Origin of the sequence: Rothia sp. HMSC072E10, assembly GCF_001813965.1 — a bacterium.
GTDB classification, from domain to species: domain Bacteria; phylum Actinomycetota; class Actinomycetes; order Actinomycetales; family Micrococcaceae; genus Rothia; species Rothia mucilaginosa_A.
In genome coordinates this window covers 643,822-666,368 of sequence record NZ_KV814491.1, presented here as the reverse complement: position 1 = coordinate 666,368, position 22,547 = coordinate 643,822, and the positions used below count along the sequence as shown (strand labels likewise).

General features: G+C 65.3%; 13 protein-coding genes. 8 read left to right on the top strand and 5 right to left on the bottom strand.

Translation table 11 applies throughout. The features are described from left to right. The first annotated feature begins 5 nt into the window (after positions 1-5). On the top strand, positions 6-575 hold the full coding sequence (locus tag HMPREF2944_RS07955) for a hypothetical protein (RefSeq protein ID WP_070682229.1): 570 nt from the start codon (positions 6-8) through the stop codon (positions 573-575). A gap of 35 nt (positions 576-610) precedes the next feature. Here the strand turns inward: HMPREF2944_RS07955 and HMPREF2944_RS07950 are convergent, their stop codons facing one another. The 3 genes from HMPREF2944_RS07950 to HMPREF2944_RS07940 form a co-directional block, all read right to left on the bottom strand. Further along, a complete protein-coding gene (locus tag HMPREF2944_RS07950) occupies positions 611-1,837 on the bottom strand; it encodes an NAD-dependent epimerase/dehydratase family protein (RefSeq protein WP_070682226.1) in 1,227 nt (408 codons plus the stop codon). A gap of 32 nt (positions 1,838-1,869) precedes the next feature. After that, positions 1,870-4,863 (bottom strand): alpha/beta fold hydrolase, encoded by a 2,994-nt coding sequence (locus HMPREF2944_RS07945; protein ID WP_070682223.1) that lies wholly within the window; start codon positions 4,861-4,863, stop codon positions 1,870-1,872. 103 nt (positions 4,864-4,966) lie between these two features. Beyond that, the gene (locus HMPREF2944_RS07940) at positions 4,967-6,022 is read right to left on the bottom strand and encodes a 3-oxoacyl-ACP synthase III (RefSeq protein WP_070682220.1); all 1,056 of its coding nucleotides are present in this window, start codon (positions 6,020-6,022) and stop codon (positions 4,967-4,969) included. A gap of 322 nt (positions 6,023-6,344) precedes the next feature. Here HMPREF2944_RS07940 and HMPREF2944_RS07935 point away from each other — a divergent pair, with 322 nt between their 5' ends. From HMPREF2944_RS07935 to adhP, 6 genes are all read left to right on the top strand, one after another. Then, positions 6,345-9,785, top strand: coding sequence for a chromosome segregation SMC family protein (locus tag HMPREF2944_RS07935; RefSeq protein WP_210398470.1), 3,441 nt, complete (start codon positions 6,345-6,347; stop codon positions 9,783-9,785). Between the two features lie 276 nt (positions 9,786-10,061). Beyond that, positions 10,062-11,396 carry a tryptophan synthase subunit beta gene (trpB, locus tag HMPREF2944_RS07930; RefSeq protein WP_049331388.1) on the top strand — a complete coding sequence of 445 codons (1,335 nt, stop codon included), beginning with the start codon at positions 10,062-10,064 and terminating at the stop codon, positions 11,394-11,396. Next, positions 11,396-12,250, top strand: a complete 855-nt coding sequence (gene trpA, locus HMPREF2944_RS07925; protein WP_070682214.1) for a tryptophan synthase subunit alpha — start codon at positions 11,396-11,398, stop codon at positions 12,248-12,250. Before trpB ends, trpA begins: the two co-directional genes overlap by 1 nt. Continuing rightward, positions 12,250-13,284 (top strand): prolipoprotein diacylglyceryl transferase, encoded by a 1,035-nt coding sequence (gene lgt, locus HMPREF2944_RS07920; protein ID WP_070682211.1) that lies wholly within the window; start codon positions 12,250-12,252, stop codon positions 13,282-13,284. Before trpA ends, lgt begins: the two co-directional genes overlap by 1 nt. Positions 13,285-13,602: 318 nt before the next feature. Then, positions 13,603-14,985, top strand: a complete 1,383-nt coding sequence (locus HMPREF2944_RS07915) for a hypothetical protein (RefSeq protein WP_049343823.1) — start codon at positions 13,603-13,605, stop codon at positions 14,983-14,985. Positions 14,986-15,355: 370 nt separating this feature from the next. Further along, a complete protein-coding gene (adhP, locus tag HMPREF2944_RS07910; RefSeq protein WP_083309834.1) occupies positions 15,356-16,396 on the top strand; it encodes an alcohol dehydrogenase AdhP in 1,041 nt (346 codons plus the stop codon). 908 nt (positions 16,397-17,304) lie between these two features. On the opposite strand, the gene HMPREF2944_RS09200 is transcribed toward adhP, so the two are convergent. Further along, positions 17,305-19,182: a GH25 family lysozyme gene (locus tag HMPREF2944_RS09200; RefSeq protein ID WP_070682207.1), complete on the bottom strand. Its 1,878-nt coding sequence runs from the start codon at positions 19,180-19,182 to the stop codon at positions 17,305-17,307. 673 nt (positions 19,183-19,855) lie between these two features. Continuing rightward, entirely contained in the window at positions 19,856-20,428 is a 573-nt protein-coding gene (locus tag HMPREF2944_RS07900; RefSeq protein ID WP_049331378.1) for a flavodoxin domain-containing protein, read from the bottom strand. A 498-nt stretch (positions 20,429-20,926) separates the two neighbouring features. Between HMPREF2944_RS07900 and pyk the strand changes: the two genes are divergently transcribed. Next, positions 20,927-22,390, top strand: a complete 1,464-nt coding sequence (gene pyk, locus HMPREF2944_RS07895; protein ID WP_070682205.1) for a pyruvate kinase — start codon at positions 20,927-20,929, stop codon at positions 22,388-22,390. The last annotated feature ends 157 nt before the right edge of the window (positions 22,391-22,547 follow it).

The window sequence follows — 22,547 nt, the reverse complement described above, 5'->3', positions numbered from 1 at the left end:
GTGTCATGAACTATTCCGTTAGAAAGCTTGACGAGGAACACTACCTGGAATTTTTTGAGACTACCACGAGCTCGGGAGAAGGCACCGAATTAGGCGACTGGTTGCAAACCAAAGCTCGGGAGTACCAGAAACTCCACCGGAGCGTCGTATGGATCATGGGGGACGCAGATGATCCGGAGGACGTGATTGGATACTTTACGCTAAGTGGTTACCAGATTACAGGTGGGTCCCTCACGAAGCGTCTGCGCTCTGGCATTGAGCCGAGCCAGACCCATCCCGCACACCTTTTAGGAAAATTCGCCCTACGTACTGAGGGTCAAGGTAAAGGCATGGGGGAATTGCTCATGCTGGAGGTCTTCCGTAAATATCGTGATGTGGTTGCTATCTCTGGAAGCCGCTTCCTTTGCTTACACGTGCGGAACGAGGAACTCGAAAAGTACTACGAAGGGCGCTACGGATTCAGCACGGTAAGTGATGGATGCGGGTACCCAAAACTCATGGTGATAAGCACCGAGGCGGTGTTGGATCTACTTCGCAGGGTTGAAGAAAGTGGTAAAGAAAGCTACCCGAGTTAATCAATGTTAGCCGCGGCTGTACCTATCGCCTGCACCTAGCGGCTGTACCTGTCTCCGTAGAAAGCCCCCAGGCGCTCGTAGCCCTCCTCAATCGACACGGCGGGCTCCCACTGCAGCAGCTCGCGGGTGCGGCGCTGATCGAACCAGTGTGCCGTCGAGAGCTGCTCGGCAAGGAACTCCGTCATCGGCGGCTCATCGCCGGCCGTCACGTTCTTCGGCAGACGCTCCCACACGCGCTCGATTACGCGCCCGGCCAGGGCCGCAACCTTCGCGGGCACCGAGAAGCGCGGGGCGGGAACGCCCACCGCCTCGCAGAAACCTCCGAGTAGCTCAGAGATAGTGCGCGGCTGGCCGTTCGTGACCACCAGCGCCCGGCCCGCAAAGGCGTCGAGGCGCTGGTAGCCGCGCACCAGTGCATCCGCGGCGTTATCAATGTAGAGCGTGTCAATTAGGCCCGTACCGCCCGAAAGCAGCGGCAGGCGCCCGGCGGCGGAACGCTCCAGAATACGCTCCACCAGCTGGGTATCGCCCGGACCCCACATCAGGTGCGGGCGCAACGCGCCGGTGTGCATGACCCCGCCCGAGGGCAGGGGCGTGCCGTTCGCCGCCAGAACCAGCAGCTCGGCGGCCGCCTTGGAACGGGCGTAGTTGCCGCGCGCGTGCTCCGGGGATGCCACGCCGGCGCCGTCACCCACGATGGAAGATCCCGCGTGCGCCACCGAGGGCGAAGAAATGTACAGGAAGGTGCGCACCGAGTGGTTCACGGCGGCCTGTAGCATGACGCGGGTTCCGCCAATATTAATGCGCTCGTAGTCGGCCCACTCGCCGCTGACCGAAACCTTCGCGGCCGCGTGCACCACGCCGTCCACGCCGGTCATGGCCTCGTCGACGACCTTTTCGTTCGTGATGTCGCCGCGCACCTGCTCAAAGCGGGGGCGAATCGAATCGGGTAGCAGGGCCGCGATGCCCGAGTCGCCGCGCTGCAGAACGCGCACATCGTAACCGACGCGCAGCAGCTCCAGCACGCTCTCACGACCCAGCAGACCCGACGCACCTGTGAAGAGGATGCGCTCGCCAATACGCGGCGCGAAGTCCGACTCCTCGACGGCGCGCAGGGAACGCGGCGCGGGGTCGCTGTAGCGGGCGGCCAGGGGGCGCGCCGGCTTACGGAAACGAGCCGTGGGGGAGGCCGCCGTGTGCGCGGTCGACAGGCGGGACGCAGCCTCGCGAGAAGAGGACCCACGAGAAGAACGAGGGGACATCATGCTCCTTAGAAAGTAAAGACCCGGCGGATTTACGCCCCGGCGAGGACCTTTGCCGCCCACTCGCCCAGGGCGGGGCGGTCAATCTTCGAATTGTGGCGAATATCGGTCGGATGCTCGTGCACCACCAGCACGGCGGCCACCTCCACGCCGGTATCCTCGGCGACCTTTCGGCGCACCAGCTGGGAGAGCTCGAAGGGTGCCACGCCCTCCGCGATGGGGAAGCGGCCCACGCCGGGCACGCGATCGAGCAGGGCGCGCTTGAATGCGGAGGCCGACTGACGCGCCTCCAGTACGGCAGTATTTGCGGACGCCTCAATGACCAGCACCGGGGCGGCGGTTCCGGCGGGGCCCACCGCAACCAGGGCGGCGCGGCGCACCTCCGGCAGGGACTCGGCGGACTGCTCGGCGGCCACCGGGGTCAGCACGCCCTGGGAGGTCAGCAACACGTGGGCGAGGCGGCCCTCAACCCACAGGCGGCCCGAAGCGTCCAGGTGACCGACATCACCGGTGTGATGCCAACCCGGGGTGCTAATGGATTGCTCCTCGGTGACCCACAGCGTGTCGTAGCGGTCCTTCACGTGCGGTGCCGAGACCAGAATCTCGCCGGTCACACCGGGCTCGTGGGTCATTTGCGAATCGACCGAACCGTCCTGCAGCAGCGGTGCAATAGCCACCGCCGCGCCGTACACCGCGAAGCCCACGCACACGCCGTCACGGGCGAACGGGTCGAGCACCTCACCGGCGGCGTTCGGGGTGCCCTCGGCAATCGCCTGGCGAATCATCTCGAAGGACACATCGGTCACCGGCAGACCCTCGGTCATACCGTACGGGGTGTGCAGGGAGGCGTTCGGCACCAGGGCCGACAGCGCCTCCAGCAGGGGCACGGGAATCGGCGCGCCAGCACTCAGCACCGTCTGAACCTTAGCCAACGCCGCACGTTGCTCAGCGTTCAGCTCGTCGGCGGTCGCCACTACGTTCACCAGGGCGGCGGGGGAGGCGAACACGACCGACGCGTCGATGGCCGCCGCGGCCGAGGCCAGGGCAGAGGCCGTCAGGGTCTTCGGGCGGGTCACGTCCATGGTCGGGGTCACGCTGGTCGCGCCCAGGGCCGGGCCCAGCAGGGCAAAGGGCGCGAAGCCGGCCACCAGGCCGCTACCGGGTGCGAAGCCGTAGGTGTTTGCGATGGCGTCGCGCATACCCGCCAGCTGACGCTGCGTGTACACCACGCCCTTGGCCGGGCCGGTCGAACCGGAGGTGTACAGCACCGCCGCGTCAGCATCCGGAACGGGGGAGGGGAACTCCACCACGGTCGGGGTGGGGATGGGCTCGCCGAGTCGTCCCTCGGCGGAGGCAGCGAACACGGAACCGGATACGCCCAGTAGCTTCTCCTGCGCGGCACCCAGCGGCTCCACCGAGATGCGCTTGCCCGGCCAGAGCAGGGTGCGGGCGGCGGTCAGCGCGGCGGGAATACCGATCAGGAAGCTCGGGTTGGCGCCCTTCAGCGCGCGGGTCAGGCCCGCCAAGCCCAGGCCGGTGTCGGCCACGACGATGACCGCGCCGAGCTTCAGGCAGGCGTAGATCAGGGTGGTCAGGCGTGCACCGGGCGGCACCATGAGGTTCACGCGGTCGCCCGGGCGCACGCCCAGGGCGTGAAGGCGGGCCGCGGCGGCGTTGACCTGGCGGTTCAGCCCGGCCCAGGTGAGGGTCACGCTCACGGTGGTGCCATCGCCCTTGGGGTCCATGTCCACCACGGCCACGGAGGTGTCGTCGGCGCGCTCGGTGAGGGCCGCGAGCATGGGGCGGAACGCCGCGGGAACAGCGCCCTCAGTAATAGCGCCCTCGCCGGTAGTCAGACCGTGGCGGCGCGCGCGGGCGGCACGATGCTCCGCCTCAACGTTGTGCGGGGGCACCAGAGCGCCATCCTCCCTTGTGCCGAAGGTCTGCGCAAGCCACGAAATCATGGGGGAGGCAATATCGTAATCCTCAATGACCAGGTGCGAGGCCTTCTCGTAGCGGTGCACCTTCGCCTGCGGCATGCGCTCCATCAGGTCGAAGAGGTAGCGGCGCTGGAACACCGGATCCTTCGTGCCCCACTGGAAGAACGCGGGCACGTCCAGGTCACGAATCTGCTCGGCAATGCGCTGCATGGGCGCGTACGAGGGCACATCGGTGCCGGTCGGAATATCGCCCACGAAGTTGCGCACGCCCTCGCGCCAGGCCGGGTGGGCGTAGGGGGCGCGGTAGGTACGGTAAATCGCCTCGTTCAGCGGGCTCGGGTACAGGCGCTTGGGCTGCTTACCCATCGGCTGCGGCAGGGGGCCGCCCGCGGGGCCAGCGCCGGGGGTTCCGGGCTCGGGCAGGCGGCCCTCGTTCTGGGCCAGGCCCAGGGTCACATCAATAAACGCGGTGGAATCACGGGTGCCCAGCTCGTGCACGCCCAACGCCAGGCGCAGGGCGGCGGGAATGTTCTCAATGCCGTCGTGGTACACCGCGGTGTTGGTCAGCAGCACGCCCGAGAGAAGGTTGCGGTGCTCCAGGGCCCAGCCAAAGGAAATGAGGCCGCCCCAGTCGTGGGCGAGGGTCACGACCGGCTGATCGGTCTGATCCAGGCCAAGGGCCTTCGTAAAGTCGCCCAGGTCGGCGATGCGGTCCTCCAGGCTGCGGCGCTCGCCCTCCAGGTCCAGGTGGGTGCGCTCCGAGAAGCCCATGTCAATCTGGTCGACCGCCACCACGCGCCACGGGGTGCGCTCGTTCACGCCCGCATCCAGCACGGTGCGCCACAGGTACGACCAGGTCGGGTTGCCGTGCACGCACAGAATCGTGCCGATGGGCTCCAGTCCGCGTTCGGCGAGCACCGGTAGGTTGTCCAGGTAGTGCCAGCGGCGCGCGTCCGCCTGCTTTGCCCGCCGCTCAATGGGGGCGGTGGTGGGCACCTCCAGCCGGTGGGAGTAGCGCGGGTCCACGCCCGCCCACTCCTCCGGGTTGTAGGGAGGCTGGGTCTTGGGGAAGTTCAGGTGACGCATACTGGGGGTCCTTCCGGCCGAGGGCTTCGGCGGTTAGCGGAATCGGTGAGGGGATGCCGGTTGGGGGCGGCGAACGGGCTGAAGGGCCCGCGGGGGTGAGTCGCTACCACTGAATCTCGAGCAGGGCGGTGTTCAGGCCCGAACCCACGCCCATGCACAGAATACGGTCGCCCTCCCTATAGGTGGGGGCGCACTCGGCCAGGGTCATCGGCAGCGCCGCGGCGGCCACGTTGCCCCACTTCGGGAAGGTCAGGGGGATACGGTCGCGCTCGATGCCGACCGCCTCGATAATGGCGTTCGTGTGGGCGTTCGAAATCTGGTGGGTCACGTAGGAGGTCATGTCGTTCCACTCCCAGCCGTCCTCGTGCGCCTGCTCCCAGGCCTGCGCCACGAGCTCCAGGCCGTGCCTGAGCAGGCCCTCGGCGTCGGTGTTCATACCCTGATCGGCCTCGCCGCCGATGCACAGGTTGCGGTGCTCGGTGCCCGCGCGGGACACCGAACCGACGATGCGGTGGCCCTCCGGATGACGGTCAGCGCGACCAATCACGGCCGCCGCCGCACCCGAACCGAGGGTCAGGGTCGCAAACTGAGCCAGCACATCCTCGCGGGTCGAATCGGGGTTATTCAGGATGCGCACCGCGGTACGGTGCCACGGGGAGGGGTCCTCGCCAGCCACAATCAGGGCGTAGTCGATAGCGCCCGCGTCAATCATGGTGGAGGCGACGGTCATCGCGTTCACGAAGCCCAGGCATGCGTTCGTAATATCGAAGTTCAGGGCGTGACGCGGCAGGTCCAGGCGGTCGTGCACACCCACCGAAACGGCGGGCTCAAAGTTATCGCGAGTCACCGAGGCGTTAATCAGCAGGCCAATCTGGGAGCGGTCAATACCCGCCTGTTCGATAGCCTTCTCGGCTGCGGCGACCACGCCGTCCTCGAAGGTCTGGCCCTCGGCCCAGCCGCGGCGGGTGCTAATGCCGGCAAGGCGCTCGAGCAGGCCCTTGGGCATCTTCAGACGCTTGTAGGTATCGGCCAGCTGCTCGTCAAAATAGTCGCTCGTGACAATCTCGGGCGGTAGCTCGTGGGCGATGGAGAGCAGCGCGGCGTTGGAATGACGAATGTCGGAGTTTGTGCCGACCTTATCGGCGGGTGCATTCAACATGTGGGCCTTTGAGGTAGAAGTCAGTGGGTGCATACGCAAAAGCGGGGAGGCGTGCTGCTTCCCCGCAGATGTCATATGCTTCTTTCCAATGTACCGCATGGCGCGGAGGAGACCCCCACTTATTTCTCGTTCTGGACGGCCCCGTTCACCGCGCGCGTAAGCCCCGGGTGGGCCCCGCACCGCGTACACTAGAGGGATGCCGCCCACACACCCGAAAGGCCCGACCTGCGGGTTCGAGCTGCAGGTTCGAGCCGATGGGCTTCGCCGCGGCGGCGCTCCGATTCCGGCACCTTCCTCTGCAGAAAGGCCCCTTGTGCACCTGATGTCGCTGACCCTGCGCGGGTTCAAGTCTTTCGCCTCGGCCACGACCTTCGAGTTCGCTCCCGGCATTAACGCCGTGGTGGGCCCGAACGGCTCCGGCAAATCCAATGTGCTGGATGCGCTCGCCTGGGTCATGGGCGAGCAGGGCGCCAAGAGCCTGCGCGGCGGCAGCATGAAGGACGTCATCTTTGCCGGCTCGGGCGACGGCGTGCGGCGCGCGCCCCTGGGCCGCGCCAAGGTAACGCTGACCTTCGATAATTCGGACGGCACCCTCAGTATTCCCGCCGATCGGGTGCAGATTTCACGCACCATGTTCCGTTCGGGCGGCAGCGAGTACGAGATTAACGGTTCCCCGGCGCGCCTGAGCGATATCCAGGACCTGCTGTCGGAGGCCGGCCTGGGTCAGGACATGCACGTGCTCGTGGGCCAGGGCCAGCTGGATGCGGTCCTGCACGCAACCTCGCAGCAACGCCGCGACATGATTGAGCAGGCGGCCGGAGTGGTGAAGTACCGCCGCCGCCAGGAGAAGACCAGCCGCAAACTGGAGTCGGTGGCCTCTAACCTGACGCGCCTGAGCGACCTGGCGAGCGAGCTGGACTCGCAGCTTCAGCCGCTGAGCGACCAGGCCGAGTCCGCCGCGACCGCGCGGCAGCTGCAGGGGCGCATCCGCCAGCTGGAATCGGTGCTTCTGGCCCGTCAGCTGGGCGTTCTGCGCGCCGAGCAAGAGCAAGCCGCCACCGCCGAGGCGCAGGGCACCCGCCGCGCCGAGGGCCTGAGCGAACAACTGCGGGCGGCCCGCGAGGCGGCCGAGGCACATCGCGAGGGGCAGCTTCGACTCACCGCAGAGGTGACGGCGGCCCAGGCCGCGGTGTCTTCCCTGCGCGAGTCTGCGGCGCGCACCCGCTCGGTGCAGTCCATCGCCGCCGAGCGCGTGCGCACCTACCGCGTGGAGCTGACGGAGGCGACCGCCGCCGCCCGCGCCGGATACGAGCGCGCCCTGGAGGCGCTGGAGGAGCGCCGCGAGGAGTCCGAGCGCGCCACCGAGCAGTACGCCGGCTTTGAGGAGCGCTACGCGGAGGCCCTCGCCCGGGTGGAGCGTGCCGCCGAGGCCGTGGAGGGTTGCGAGCGGAGCACCGGGGAGGCAGCGCACCGCCGGGCCCGCGCGCAGGAACAGCTGGATGCGGCCCGCGCCGAGGCCGTGGAGGCGACCCGCGCCTACGCGGCGGCCTCCGAGCGTGCCGCGACCCTGCGTGAGGCGCTGGGGCAGAGCCTGGGTGAGGACCCTGCCGGGGATGCCGCGTCGAATGTTGTCGCTCCAGGCGAGGACGAGTTCGATCCCGAAACCGGCGAGCTACTGGAGCACGCCGAACCGGCCGATTCCGGGGCGCCCGCCGCGGGTGCCCTGCGCGTGCTCAACGCCGTGCAGATTGACCCCGAGTACGCTCGCGCGGCGGCCTGCGCCCTGAGCGCCCTGGCCACGGCTGCACTCACCGAGTCCTCCGCTGCCCCCGGCCGTTCCCACCTGCGCGGGGAGGCCCCCTCGCACGAGCGAGTCCCCGCCGCTTCGCTTCCCGAGCTTCACGCGGAGCGCCTGGCCGAGCTGGGCGTGCGCGCGGCCCTCGAGGTCGTCGAGCCCCTGAACGAGGAGGCCGCCGCGCTGAGTGGCATCGACGGCGAGACCCTGCGGGTTGTGGTTGCCGCCCTGCGTGAGCGCCTGGCCGGGACCCTCTTCGCCCCGAGCCCCAAGGCGGCCGAGGCTGCCCTGCGCCTGCTGACCGCCGAAAATCCCTCGCACCCCGAAACCCCCGAAGACTCCAACGACTCCGAAAACCTCGAAAGCTCCGAGAGTGACACCTCGACCCCCGAGGGAGAAACCGCCGGCCGGGACGTTTTCTGGCGCGTCTTTGACGCACGCGGAGTCGAGTACACCCGCTACAGCCTGCTCTACCCGGCCGAGGGCGTGAGCGCCCTGGAGCTGGCCGCGGCCCACCGGGAGGCCGAGCGCGCAGTGGCCCTCACCCGCGCCTCCCTGGACGATGCCGAGGCCGCCGTGGCCCGCGCCCGCGCCGCATCGGAATCCGCGGTCGAGGACGAGCGAGAGGCTGCCAAGGCCGCCGGCGTGGCCGCCGCCGACCACGCCCGCGCCCGCGCGGAGGCCGAGTCCCTGAAGGACTCCGCGCTGAACGTTCAGAACGAGCGCGCCCGCCACGTCGAGCGACTGGCCGCCGCCGAGCGTGCCGTGAGCGAGGCGGAGTCCGCCTACCGCGCCGCCCGCACCCGCGAGGACGAGTATCTGGCCGGCACGGGGGAGCAAGCCCCCGCCGCCACGGTGGAGCGCCGTGCCCGCCGACTGCTCGAGGTGCTCTCCGCCGAGGTGACCGAGCGCGAGGGGCAGCTGCGCGAGCTGAGCGCCGAGCTGGAGAAGACCCGCGAGAGCGCCCTCGCCGCCGATGAGGAGGTGCGCGACCTGCAGTCGAGCCACGCCGCGGCCCTGACCCTGCTGGCCCGCACCCAGACCGAGGCGGCCCGCGTGCAGGAGCGCCTGCAGGCCCTGGCCGAGCGGGTGCGCCTGCAGACGGGCGTGAGCCTGGAACAGCTGGGGGAGGACTACTCCGAGCAGCTGCCCGTGGACATCTCCGAAAATATCGAAAGCTTCGCGGGGGCGCCCGAAAATACCGCAGAAAAGGAAGCGACCGAAAATACCGAAAGCGCCGCAAAGAATGTAGAAAATGCCGACTGCGCGGAAAACCCCGAGGACGAGCCCTCCGAACGCGAGATCCCCACCGCCGTTGTGCGCGCCCGCCTGGAGGCGACCCGCGCCGAGCTCACCGCCCTGGGCGCCATCAACCCGCTGGCTCTGGAGGAGTACGAGGCCCTCTCCGAGCGCCACGCCTACCTGAACCAGCAGATTGACGACCTGAAGGCGACTCGCCGCGACCTCAACACGGTCATGGACGAGGTGAGTTCCCACATCGCTGAGGTCTTCACCGCCGCGCTGGAGGACATCAACACGCACTACCGCCGCATCTTCGCGACGCTCTTCCCCGGCGGCGAGGGCCACCTGGAGCTCGACGACCCCGCCGACCCGCTGAACGCCGGCGTGGAGATTCACGCCCGCCCGGCCGGCAAGAAGGTCAAGCGACTCTCCCTGCTTTCGGGCGGCGAGCGCTCGCTGGCCTCGCTGGCCCTGCTGATTGCGATTTATATGTCGCGCCCCTCGCCCTTCTACGCCCTCGACGAGGTGGAGGCCGCCCTGGACGACCGCAACCTCTCGCGCCTGCTGCAGGTGCTGGGCGAGCTGGGGGAGCGCTCCCAGCTGATTGTGGTGACGCACCAGAAGCGCACGATGCAGATGGCGCAGACCCTGTACGGGGTGTCGATGCGCGAGGGCGTCTCCGCCGTACTGTCTCAGGATATGGAAGAGCTGCGCGAATTGCTCTAGGTTTCCTTCGGAATGGACCCGCTTGGGGCCTTATCACGCCCCTCGGCGACATTCGGGCAGGCGCGCCCGGGGTACTATTGAAAATTATGGGTGAACGCCCGCCGGCACGCTTTCTTTAAGCATTTCGGATTTTTTCCGCGCATTTCTTAAAACGGCGCGGGAAAACCCGTACACGCCCGCCGGGCTCGCCCCGTTCAGGCCCGATGCGCCGCCCCCGCCCCCGCGGGCCCGCGAGATTCGCGCATCCGGCATCAACCATCCAGGGAAGGAATAGTGATGAGCGAAAACCTGGCAGATGCTTTCCTCAACGGTAAGTCGTTGAAGAACGCCCCCGGCCCCTACTTTGGTGAGTACGGCGGGCGGTGGATGCCCGAGTCGCTGATTGCCGCCATGGATGAGCTGGAAACCACCTTTAACGAGGCGAAGAACGATCCCGAGTTCCTGGCCGAGTTCAAGCGCCTCTCCGCCGAGTACTCGAACCGTCCGTCGCTGCTGACCGAGGTTCCGAAGTTCTCGGAGCACGCCGGTGCCCGCGTCTTCCTCAAGCGCGAGGACCTGAACCACACCGGTAGCCACAAGATCAACAACGTGCTGGGCCAGGCTCTGCTGGCCAAGCGCATGGGTAAGACCCGCCTGATTGCTGAGACCGGTGCCGGCCAGCACGGCGTGGCCACCGCGACCGCCGCAGCCCTGTTCGGCATGGAGTGCGTGGTGTACATGGGGGAGGAAGACACCGAGCGCCAGGCCCTGAACGTTGCCCGCATGCAGCTGCTGGGCGCGAAGGTGATTGCGGTGCAGAACGGCTCCCGCACCCTGAAGGACGCCATTAACGAGGCGTTGCGCGATTGGGTTGCGAACGTCGAGAACACCCACTACCTGCTGGGTACCGCCGCCGGTGCGCACCCGTTCCCGGCGATGGTGCGTTTCTTCCACGACGCCATCGGCACGGAGGCGCGCGAGCAGATTCAGCAGCTAACCGGTCGCCTGCCCGACGGCCTGGCCGCCTGCGTGGGCGGCGGTTCGAACGCGATTGGCCTGTTCCACGCGTTCCTGGACGACCCTTCGGTCGAGATTTACGGCTTTGAGGCCGGCGGCGACGGCGTGGAGACCGGCCGTCACGCGGCGACCATCACCCTGGGCCGCCCGGGCATGCTGCACGGCGCGATGACCTACCTGATGCAGGACGAGGACGGCCAGACCATCGAGTCCCACTCGATTTCGGCTGGCCTGGACTACCCGGGTGTGGGCCCGGAGCACTCGTACCTCTCCGATATTGGCCGCGTGACCTACGAGCCGGTGACCGACACCGAGGCCATGGATGCGCTGAGCCTGCTCTGCCGCACCGAGGGCATCATCCCGGCGATTGAGTCTTCGCACGCCCTGGCCGGCGCACTGCGCGTGTGCCAGCGCTGGGCCGCCGAGGACCCGGAGGCCGCCCGCGAGAAGACCATGATTGTGTGCCTGTCGGGCCGCGGCGATAAGGACATGGAGACCGCTCAGAAGTGGTTCGGCCTGGGTAAGGCCATCCCGTCCTCGACCCTGATGACCGGTAACAAGGAGGCCGCCGCCTCCGCTGAAAAGAACGCCCAGACCGAGAGCGAGGCTAAGTAATGAGCTACCAGGACTTCATTCCCCACGCCGCCCCCTACGAGGTGGTGGACGGTACCTTCCCTCCCGCTAACTCCGATTCGCCCCTGGCCGCTCGTCTCGCGCAGTGCGAGGCCGAGGGCCGTGCGGCCCTGATTGGCTACCTGCCGGTGGGTTTCCCCACCCTGGAGGAGTCCATTGACGCGGCGATTGCCCTGGGCAACAACGGCGCCGACATCATCGAGCTGGGCGTTCCCTACTCCGACCCGGTGATGGACGGTCCGGTGATTCAGAAGGCGACCGGCCAGGCTCTGGAGAACGGCTTCAAGCTTTCCCAGCTCTTTGAGGCGGTCCGCCGCATTACCGAGGCCACCGACGCGGTGGTCGTGGTGATGACCTATTGGAACCCGGTTCTGGCGTACGGCGTGAAGAATTTTGCGCGTGACCTGGCGGCTGCCGGTGGCGCGGGCATGATTACCCCCGACCTGGTGCCCGATGAGGCGTCGGCCTGGTTCGCCGCTTCCGCCGAGTATGGACTGGACCGTATCTTCCTGGCCGCGCTGTCCTCCTCGCCGGAGCGTCTGGCAACCGTGGCGAAGGCCTCGAGCGGCTTCGTGTACGCGGTGTCGGTCATGGGCGTGACCGGTGCCCGCGCCTCCGTGTCGGAGGCAGCCCGCATCCTGGTGGCGGATATCAAGGCCGCCGGCGCGAAGCGCGCGTGTGTGGGCCTGGGCGTTTCGACCCGCGCTCACGTGGAGGAGATTGGCGCCTACGCGGACGGTGTGATCGTCGGTACCGCGCTGGTGAAGGCCCTGGCCTCCGGCGGCGTGGATGCGGTAGCCCGCCTGACCCGCGAGCTGGCGGGGCGTGAGGCTTAATGTCGGCCCTGCTTTCGGCGGTGGCCCTGCCGGCGCTGTCGATTCCTTCCCCTAGCGTCTCGTACCTGCAGCTGGGCCCGTTTCGTGTGCATTTCTACGCTCTGTGCATTCTGACCGGTATGGCGGTGTGCCTGTGGCTGGGCGCCCGCCGTTGGAAGGCGGCGGGTGGTACCCCTGAGCGCGTCTTTGACGTGGCGATGTGGGCCATCCCGGCCGGCATCGTGGGTGCCCGCGCCTACCACGTGCTGATTACCGACCCGGGTAGCTACTTCGGCCCGAATGTCGCTGATCCGTGGGCCTTTCTGAAGATTTGGGAGGGCGGCATCGGCATCATGGGTGCCGTGTCGGTGGGCGCGCTGGGCGCCTGGTACGGTTGCCGCCGCTACGGCATGAACTTCGCGGCCTTCGCGGATGCGGTGGCCCCCGGCATCCTGCTGGCCCAGGCCTTTGGCCGCTGGGGCAACTGGTTCAACCAGGAGCTGTTCGGCAAGCCGACGACCCTGCCGTGGGGCCTGGAGATTAGCACCTCGAGCGGTAATTTTCCCTCGCAGTATCCGGCCGGCACGCTGTTCCACCCGACGTTCCTGTACGAGTCGCTGTGGAACCTGCTGGGCGTGGCGCTGCTGCTGTGGCTGGGTCGTAAGGGCGTGCTGAAGCTGGGTCGTAAGGGCGTGCTGAAGCTGGGTCAGACTCTGTGGCTGTACGTGTTCTACTACGGCGTGGGTCGCCTCTTCATTGAGATGTTCCTGCGTATTGATACCTCGGAGATGCTCTGGGGCGTTCGTATTCACGTGTGGACTGCTCTGCTACTGGTTCTGCTGGGTGCCGCGGGCTTTGTGGTGGCCGGTCGTCGCGCGGCGGCGAAGGCCGCCGCGGGTGTTGAGCCCGGCCCCGTGGAGGTTGCTCCGAAGCGTTCGGAGAAGAAGGCCGATGATGCCGAGGACTCTGCGAGCGCCGAAGACTCCGACGATTCCGAGGGGAAGTCGGAGGCCGCCGAAAAGGCCGGGAAGTCGGAGGACACCGCGTCCAGCTGATGCTCTCGGTAACCGATAATTCATGCTGAAAACCGCCGGATGGGGGAGCACCCCGTCCGGCGGTTTTCTGTCTTTCAGCTCCCGTGCCTGACCCCGTTTTGGCCCCCCTACCTGCGTTCTGCTCTCGTGGAGCTCCCAACTCTGCTTCCACACCGCAGAGGGTTTTCGGCGACTTGTGAAAACAGGGGCCTGAGAAGGCATAATAGAGGAACCACGGTAATACGTGCTCGCATGGGGGGCATAGCCTCTGGGAATCGGCCCCTTCCGCGCGGCACGCACCGCGCTCAGAATCATTCACTCAACTACAGGACACATATCGTGAGCTCTTCTTCCGGCGATTCTTCACGCCCAATTTCTCCCTCCTCCCGTTCGGGCCTGACCCGTCGTCGTCTCGTGGCCGGTGCGGCCTGGGCCGCCCCCGCCGTCGCGGCTTCGACCCTGGTTCCCGCTTTTGCCGCCTCCCCCGAGGAAGGCGAATGTACCGGCCCCTACGAGGATTCCACCCTGATTACCGCCGGTGACGGCGTGAAGAAGGTTGCCGTTCTGACCGTGCCCGCGGGTGCCCGACGCATGCGTTTCACCGTGATTGGCGGTGCCGGCGGCACGAACTACGCCGTTGCGGACGCCGGTTCGGGTGCCCTGGTAGAGGGATCCATGCCGGTGCGCGGCGGCCAGGTGATTACCCTGACGGCCGGTTCGGGCGGCATCGGTAACGGTGAGCTGACCCCGGCCGAGGGCGGTGACGGCTACGGCGTGGGCGGCTCCTCGAAGGCTTCCTCCCCGGTCCCTGCGGATGTGGTCGCCGCGATTGAGAGCCTGACCGGCCGCACCGGTGGTGTGATGGGACATGGCGGCATGAACGCCGTGCTTTATTCCTCCTCGGGCGGCGGTTCTTCCGCGATTGAGGTGGACGGTGTGCCGATGATTGTCGCCGGCGGTGGCGGCGGCGCGGGAACTCTGGCCACGTACGCGACGGATCTGCCGAGCCCCGCGAAGCCGGGTGCGCTGCAGGCGACGGCTTACTACTCCCTGGATAGCTCCGGTGGCCGCCACCAGTTCAGCACCGGCGGAGGCGCCGGTTCCAGCGACGGCGACGGTTCCCCGGGTTTCGTGGGTTTCACCTCGTACACGGCGCAGTCGGTGCCGCTGCTGAAGGTGAACCCCGGTTCGGGCGCTATGAACGGCATGGGCGGTGGTGGCGGTGAGAAGCTGGATCCGCCGACCTCCGACGGTTCCGTGATTGGCTTCTCGAGCACCTCCACGCAGAAGCTGGTGAGCAGCGCGGCGGCGGGTGAGACCGGCCCGAGCGGTTTCCGCGCGAAGGGCGCGGATGGCGTGGTCAGCTATTCGTACCAGTGGGACCAGACCCCCGCGGGCACCGACGCGTCCCCCTCGAATGCGGGCGCGATGTTTAACGGCTACCAGTCGGTGGTATCCGGAGGCGGCGGTGCCGGGTACGGCGGCGGCGGTTCGGGTGCGGCGCTGAGCGTCTCGGCCCGCGTGGTTTCGCAGAAGTGGAATAACGATCCGGCGCGTTCCCGCTACGCGGTGGGTACGGTGCAGCTGGCCGGCGGTGGTGCAGGCGGTGGAACCTACATGGATACGACCGCGTACGTGAGTGACCTGGGCTGGGCCATGAACGCCCCGAGCGCCTCGGGTGAGCGCGGTGCCGGTTCGGTCGAGGTTGCTTTCTGCTTCTAAATGCCGCTAGGAACCGTATAGGTGCGGGTTGAACCCTACCTTTAGGGTACTGTGCGCACCAAACTTAATATTTAAATTTTTTCTGAGTGCCTCCCAGACCGCTGGTTTGGGAGGCATTCTCATCTTCTGTGTTGCTTTGTCATAGCGTCATTTCAACCTTTGGCGGTTTAGCGCATTAGTCGGAATGGACCTTATCGAAAACATATCAACATTGGTTTGCAGATTCCTAAACATCCCCTTCGTCATATTTGGGAAGGGTCCTTCCGATTGGCGGCTCGTCATTTTACGGTGGAAGTGTCAAGAATACGCGCACCTGCGCCGCTGGTATACGGTCCGTGTGCGGTCAACGATGACTAAGGAGTTTTAGGTCATGTGCAAGGAAACCATGAAGGCTGTTGTTGTTCCCGAGAAGGTTGATGGCTCGGTTGAGGTTCGTGAGGTTCCCGTCCCGGCCGTGGGTCACGGCCAGGCGCTCGTGAAGATTGAGTATTCGGGCGTGTGCCACACCGACCTTCACGTGGCCTTGGGCGACTTCGGTGAGGTGCCCGGCCGCATCCTCGGCCACGAGGGTATCGGCGTGGTCGTTGAGGTCGGCGAAGGCGTCGAGTCCCTGAAGGTGGGCGACCGCGTGTCGGTGGCTTGGTTCTTTGAGGGCTGCGGCCACTGCGAGTACTGCACCTCGGGCCGCGAGACCCTGTGCCGTTCGGTCAAGAACGCCGGCTACACCGTCGACGGCGGCATGAGCGAGTACACCCTGGTGCCCGCCGACTACGCGGTCAAGGTGCCCGAGGGCCTGGACCCGGCGCAGGCTAGCTCGATTACCTGCGCGGGTGTGACCACCTACAAGGCCATTAAGGAATCGCTGGTTCGCCCGGGCCAGTGGCTGGTCGCCTACGGTGCTGGCGGTCTGGGTAACCTTGCCGTTCAGTACGCTAAGAAGGTCTTCGGTGCCAAGGTTATCGCCGTTGATATCAACGACGACAAGCTTGCTCTGGCCCGCGAGACCGGTGCCGACTACGTGATCAACGGCCGCGAGGTGCAGGACGTTCCGGCCCGTATTCGTGAGCTGACCGACGGTGGCGCCCACGCCGCCGTGGTGACCGCAGTGTCGAAGGTCGCCTTCAACCAAGCGGTGGAGTCGGTGCGCGCGGGTGGTTCCGTGGTGGCCGTGGGCCTGCCCTCCGAGATGATGGAGCTGTCCATCGTGAAGATTATTCTGGACGGCATCCGCGTGGTGGGCTCGCTCGTGGGTACCCGTCAGGATTTGGCGGAGGCCTTCCAGTTTGGTGCCGACGGCATCGTGGTTCCCGTCGTGAAGCTGCGCCCCGTGGACGAGGCACCGGAGGTCTTCAAGGAGATGGCCGCCGGCACGATTACCGGCCGCATGGTGCTGGATTTCGCAAGCCTCTAGGAGGTGCGAGCCCGGTGCGTGCGGCGTGAGCCGCGGCTGATCGGGCGATGAAGCGTCTAGGGCGCATCCCGTGTAGCGGGGGAGTAGGGGTACTTTCTCGCGGTGCATACGGCACGGGGTGCGCCCTAGTGTGCGTTGCGCTCCGGGGCTTTCCGCAGCCTGTGGCAAGGGTTTCCGTAAGAGAGATTTCTGGCTGGAAAAGCTTGGCGTTACCGCTGAGAGTGCGAAACACCTAAACGTAATATATCCATAAAATTATTTTGAAATAATCGAGGATTATCTCAAAAACTCCAGTAAATCACCCGAAAAATATGCACTATTAGACATCCAAAGGATTCAAAATATATTTTTATCAGGTAAACTTTCAATCAACGGTTGAGACGTAATATTTTCCGAAATGATGGGCGGAAAGCCCTCCTTCGACCTATCCTTGAATGAGGGACACGGCGTGTGAAGGAACCGCCCTCCTAGATATCGGTTCCTTCCCCGGAACGCCGCATCCCGGGTGAATTTCAGCATCTTCGTACCGTGCCGTCATTCGCCATGAGTCCTACTTCCGGTCAGGCTGCCCCTCTAGACACCTCCTGGGACTAGGCCTCACAGCGGTTAGTGTGGGCCCCACGGACGTAGTCAAGGGGGATTGCGTTCGCCACACTAATCCAGGGCCCGCCTCGCGAGATGACTCAACTACCTTCTCGGGTACGACATAAACTTACCTGCCGGCACGGGTAACATGACCGGGTTTCTCTACTCACTCGGTAACCCACCCCGCTCGCGGCAGTGTGTAACCCTTCTGCCCACACTCGGCAGAGGCTTAGCATCCTCGGAGCGGAAACGGCGAGGGGCACCTTCTGTGGCAGAAGGTGCCCCTCGTTCTCTATATCCGTGATGTTTGCTAGGGCGTAGGCCTAGTAGATGCCACGCTGAGCGGTCCAGCGGATTGTACCGCGCTCAAAATCCATGTAGTACACCCCGTTCGCGTAGGACTCGTTGCCGCGAGCCGCACCGTAACGAGCCGTGTTGCGAGCCCAGTGGTTGTAGATCGCGCCGTTACCGTTGGTCTCGTAGGCGCCGTACGCATCCGACCAGAGCAGCATCTTGCCGGAGGCGAAGCGCACCTGCGCGCCCGTGGAGTTAGCGGTCTCGTCGGTCGCCGGGGCGCCCCAGGCATTGCGGTGCTCCAGGAAACGGTAGTAGAACGCGCCGCCGGTACGCAGAAGGTGGGTGCCGGTCTTCGCGCTCCACACGAAGGTGCGACGGCCGGAGAACTCCTGCTTGGCGATGCCGCCGCCCAGGTTCTCCTCATCCGTGGTGGGGGCACCCTGGGCACCGGAATTGCGCCAGGCCCAATAGATGCCGCCGCGCTCGTTGAGCGTATGGGTTCCGGTGCTCTCGGTCCAGTAGGCGCCCTCCCCGTTGGCGAAAGAGACCGCCACGGTCTGGAAGCGTCCCCCCTCATCGGTGGTCAGGCCGCGGTAGCGGGCCACGTTAGAGCGGAACTTGTGATCGAGGCCGCCGTCGGTCACCACCCAGTGGGTCCCGTTCGCGTTCGTCCAGTAGATGGTCTTGCGGTTGCTGAACTTCTGGGCATACACGCCGTAGCCCAGGCTATACTCGCCGCCGACCGGGTTGCCGTAGAAGCTTCGGTTACGGTTCCAGGCCACGCCAATGCCGGTGCGAATATCAATCGAACCGGTCGGGGTGACGACCACGTTCGGGTTCTGGGTCGGCTGGTTGTCCTTGGCCCAGTTGCGGTGTTCAGCCTTCGGGTTCTTCGCCAGGACCTTCAGGTCCTCGACGCTGCCGGGGAAGAAGTTAGAGTCACCCACGAACGGGCCCGAGTCGGTGAACTGCCAGATGTCGTAACCGTTCCAGCCGGCGGGAATACGACCCACGACCGTGGAGTAGCTGGCCAGGTGCAGCGGCAGGGAGCCGAACTCCTGCGAGCCCACGCACTGGGACCACCAGGAGGTTGCGGTGTACACCATGGGCGCGCGACCGGTCAGCGCGCGGTAGGTGTCCACGAAGTCGCGGATCCAGGCGGTCAGCTGCGCCGCGGTCATGTTGTAGCAGGTGTTGCCGTAGGTGGGGTAGGGGTTGAACTCGATGTCCAGCAGGCCCGGGAGAGTCTTGCCGTCGTCGGTCCAGCCGCCGCCGTTCTGCACGAAGTAGCGGGCCTGATCGGCACCGGAGGAAGTGCGGGGGTTGGCGAAGTGGTAGGCGCCGTGCACCATGCCGACGGAGGCCGAGCCGCTGTACTGCTGCCCGAAGTAGGGGTTGGTGTAGTACGCGCCCTCGGTGGCCTTCACATAGGCGAATCGGGAACCGGCCGCCCAGGCGCTTGCCCAGTCCACGTTCTGCTGGTGCGAGGAGACGTCCATGCCGAGGGTGCCACCGCTGGGGGTCCAGGCGGAGCGGCCCGGGGCCAGCGCCTGTGCTGAAGAGCTACCCGCGGCGAGCCCACTCAGGGTTGCCGTGGGAGCGGAGGTTGCGCCGGTGCGGGCATTAGCGGTGCCCATGCGTTCGCGCTCGCCGGCACCCATGGCGGGGTTGTCGCGTTCAACCTGTGCGGGGTCCGGGGCGGGTGCGTAGGTGAGGTTCTCGTACGAGGTGTTCGCATCGACGGGCTGTGCGCTGGCGGTAGCCGCGGGGCTTGTGGAAGCCTCGGGGGCCGCGAAGGCCGCCGGAACTGCGGTCAGAGAGGACGCCAGGAGGGAGAGGGCACCGGCCGATGCCATGAGGGAGCGGGCTGCCGCGGAGCGCCCGGCAGTCTGGAATATCTTCATATTTATGCCTGTGTTTGAGTTGACTGTGAATGGTGTGGTTCCGGCGCGCGGTAGAACAGCATGACACGGAACGAACGAATCGTTCTGTAGTGTGCGTTCGGGTACGGTCGCCGGTGATGTGAGTGAAATGGCGGCCGCGTTCGGGCGCGACAATCCGTTGAAGGCACAGTGGTCCCTCGTGGATTCGTGGTTGGATTCTGCCACCGGAAGAAGATGCGCCACCGCGGGGTGGCTGGCCGGTGATGGGGTGGCAGGCGCCGACGGGCACAGCTAAAAGGGTACGGTACGCGCGCCGCGAAACGCAATGTTTCCGAGGGGTTTTGGACGGTTATTTTTTCGTCCGTGCGCATTTTTCGGCGTCGTGCGGAGGAGGGGGTACCTCGGGCCGGTGGAGAGGGCATGAAAGAAGGGGTGGGCCGCACACACAAAGACCCACCCCTCGGTTTCCGGGTACTGTTTTTGGCGCGGCCTCGCACCGGTACCCGGAGTTTCATGGTCGATGCAGGAGAGATGAAGTCATCGACCACTCTATGGTGCCAATCGGCACGTTTTGAATCGCGTATCCCTCACCCGAACGCATCCGTCTCAACCGTTGAACGGGATACCCGGTGCGTTCGAGCGGGGTACACACGAAAGCTAAGCGATTCCTCAGAACGGCTACGTTAGCGCAATCCTAGAGGAACTTGGCAATGTCCTCGACCAGAGGCTTGAGGCTCTCGCGGTCGATATACTCTGCCTTACCGGTCTTGTAGCATTCGAGCATCTGCTTGATGCCCTCGTTGGGGTTCGGGTTCGCCATGAGCCATGCGCGGACCGGGCCCTTCAGGGCGGTCTTGTGAGCCAGCGAAATCTTATCGAAGTCGATGCCGCCACGCAGGTGGTAAACGGGACGACCCTCGGTCAGCTCGGGGGTGTAGCTCTTGGCTACGGCCTTGTCCAGCAGCTTCTTCGAGTACTCGCCGGTGAAGGACACGGTGAAGAACGCGGTGCGGTTCTTCTTCGGGGCGATAACCGGCAAAATCTTCTTGCGAAGGGCCGGGGCACCGTTGAGGAATCCACCGTAGTCGCTACCGGCAATCACGAAGGCATCGAATGCCTCTGCCTGCTCGGGGGTGACCTTGGAGGCGGGGACAGTCTCAACCTCGGGGGCCTGCGGGAGTGCACGCAGATCTTCTGCCAGCCAGGTGGCGTACTGCTCGGTGTAGCCGTAGGTGGAGCCGAAGATAATCAGCACGCGAGTAGTCATCTGTGAACCTTCCAGATATATTTCGCATTTCAAATACTAATTATTGCTTCCAATATATGCTAGGCGCGCGAAAATGTGAAATCGCCTAGCCTTGGAAGCCTCATATATTTTCTCATAGGTCCTCACAAGAAGGGACCCTGAGCTCACAAACACGCCCGAAGGTTAATGGGCGTGACCAATTGTTACATTGCTTATCTTCTCTTGGTGGGGAGTGCCTCAAATGCCGTATACCGCGACTTTGCGCGGAAGGGATGCCGGGGGTGTGCGGGAGAAGATTTTGGGGTGCGAGGTGAAACACTAATTCCCCGTCAGAAAGACCGAAATAGGCATACCCAAGAGGCTGTAAAACCCCTATAATTGAGAAAGAATCCTACGCCTTCGGCATGTTCCATTTTGTTGGAAAGCGTGGGAATGAGTGGGAAATCAGTAGTGACCTTCCCCGAAAAACCGGCGTTTCCCCTCATGGGGTGCGCGAAACAACACACAAAGGTTAGGTACATGAGGCGCGCAAAAATCGTTGCAACCATCGGTCCGGCAATCGAATCTCCCGAGAAGATCTCCGAGGCAATCAAGGCTGGCCTGAACGTCGCCCGTCTGAACATGAGCCACGGTGACCACGCCGAGCATCAGGCACGCTACAACACCATCCGCGAAGAGTCCGCAAAGCTCGGTAAGGACGTTGCTATCCTTGCCGACCTGCAGGGCCCCAAGATTCGCCTCGAGCGCTTCGCAAACGGTAAGGAATACCTTGAGCCCGGCGCCGATTTCACCATTACCTCCGAAGACGTTGAGGGTACCGCAGAAATTTGCGGCACCACTTACAAGGGTCTGCCTGGCGACGTAAAGCTCGGCGACAAGCTCCTGCTCGACGACGGCAAGATTCGCCTCGAGGCTATCGAGGTGACCCCCACCCGCGTGCGCACCCGCGTCATCGTGGGCGGCCCCATCTCCAACAACAAGGGCATCAACCTGCCCGGCGCTGCGGTCTCTCTGCCCGCACTGACCGAGAAGGACGCCAACGACCTGCGCTTCGCCCTGAAGATGGGTGCGGACATCATTGCACTCTCCTTCGTCCGTACCGGTGCAGACGTTGAGCCCGTCCACAAGATCATGGAGGAAGAGGGTATCCGCGTACCCGTCATCGCCAAGATCGAGAAGCCCCAGGCAGTGGACAACCTGCAGGACATCATCGACAAGTTCGACGGCATCATGGTTGCTCGTGGTGACCTCGGTGTTGAGCTGCCCTTCTCCGAGGTTCCCCTCGTTCAGAAGAAGGCTATCGACATGGCACGCCGCTGGGCAAAGCCCGTTATCGTGGCAACCCAGGTGCTCGAGTCCATGACCGACAACCCCGTCCCCACCCGTGCAGAGGTTTCTGACTGCGCTAACGCAATCCTCGACGGTGCAGACGCCGTGATGCTCTCCGGTGAGACCTCGGTCGGTAAGTACCCGATCCTGACCCTGCAGGCTATGGCCGAGATCGTCAAGGATACCGAAAAGGGCGGCCTGTACCGCGTGCCCGAACTGGACCGCAAGCCCCGCACCCGCGGCGGCGCAATCACCCGTGCTGCAGTGAACATCGCCGATCAGCTGGATGCAAAGCTCATCGTGACCTTCACCCAGTCCGGTGACTCCGCACGCCGTCTGGCACGTCTGCGTCCCGAGACCCCCGTGGTTGCATTCACCACCAGCTCGAAGGTTCGTTCCTTCCTGTCCATGCTGTGGGGTGTTGAAGCTGAGCAGGTTGAGATGATTACTGATCAGGAAGCTATCTTTACCTTCGTGGACGAGTACCTGCTCAAGAACGGCCTGGCAGAAGCCGGCGACCTGGTCGTCGTGGCTGCCGGTGCTCCCGCGGGTCGCGCCGGTACCACCAACATGGTTCAGGTACACCGCGTTTCCGGTGCAGACGGTGAGCGCGAAACCCTGCGTCCTTACGAGGAGAACGAGGTCAAGCGCTAAGCCGCTGACTATTCTTTCCGATGCGTAGCTGAGGCCACCCCTCGTAGGTTGCGCTAAGGTGTATGAAACCGCCGCCCGGTCGTGAACTATCACGGCTGGGCGGCGGTTTTGTTATGGGGATGAGGTAGCTTGCGCGGCAACGCTGGGATGCGCGGGT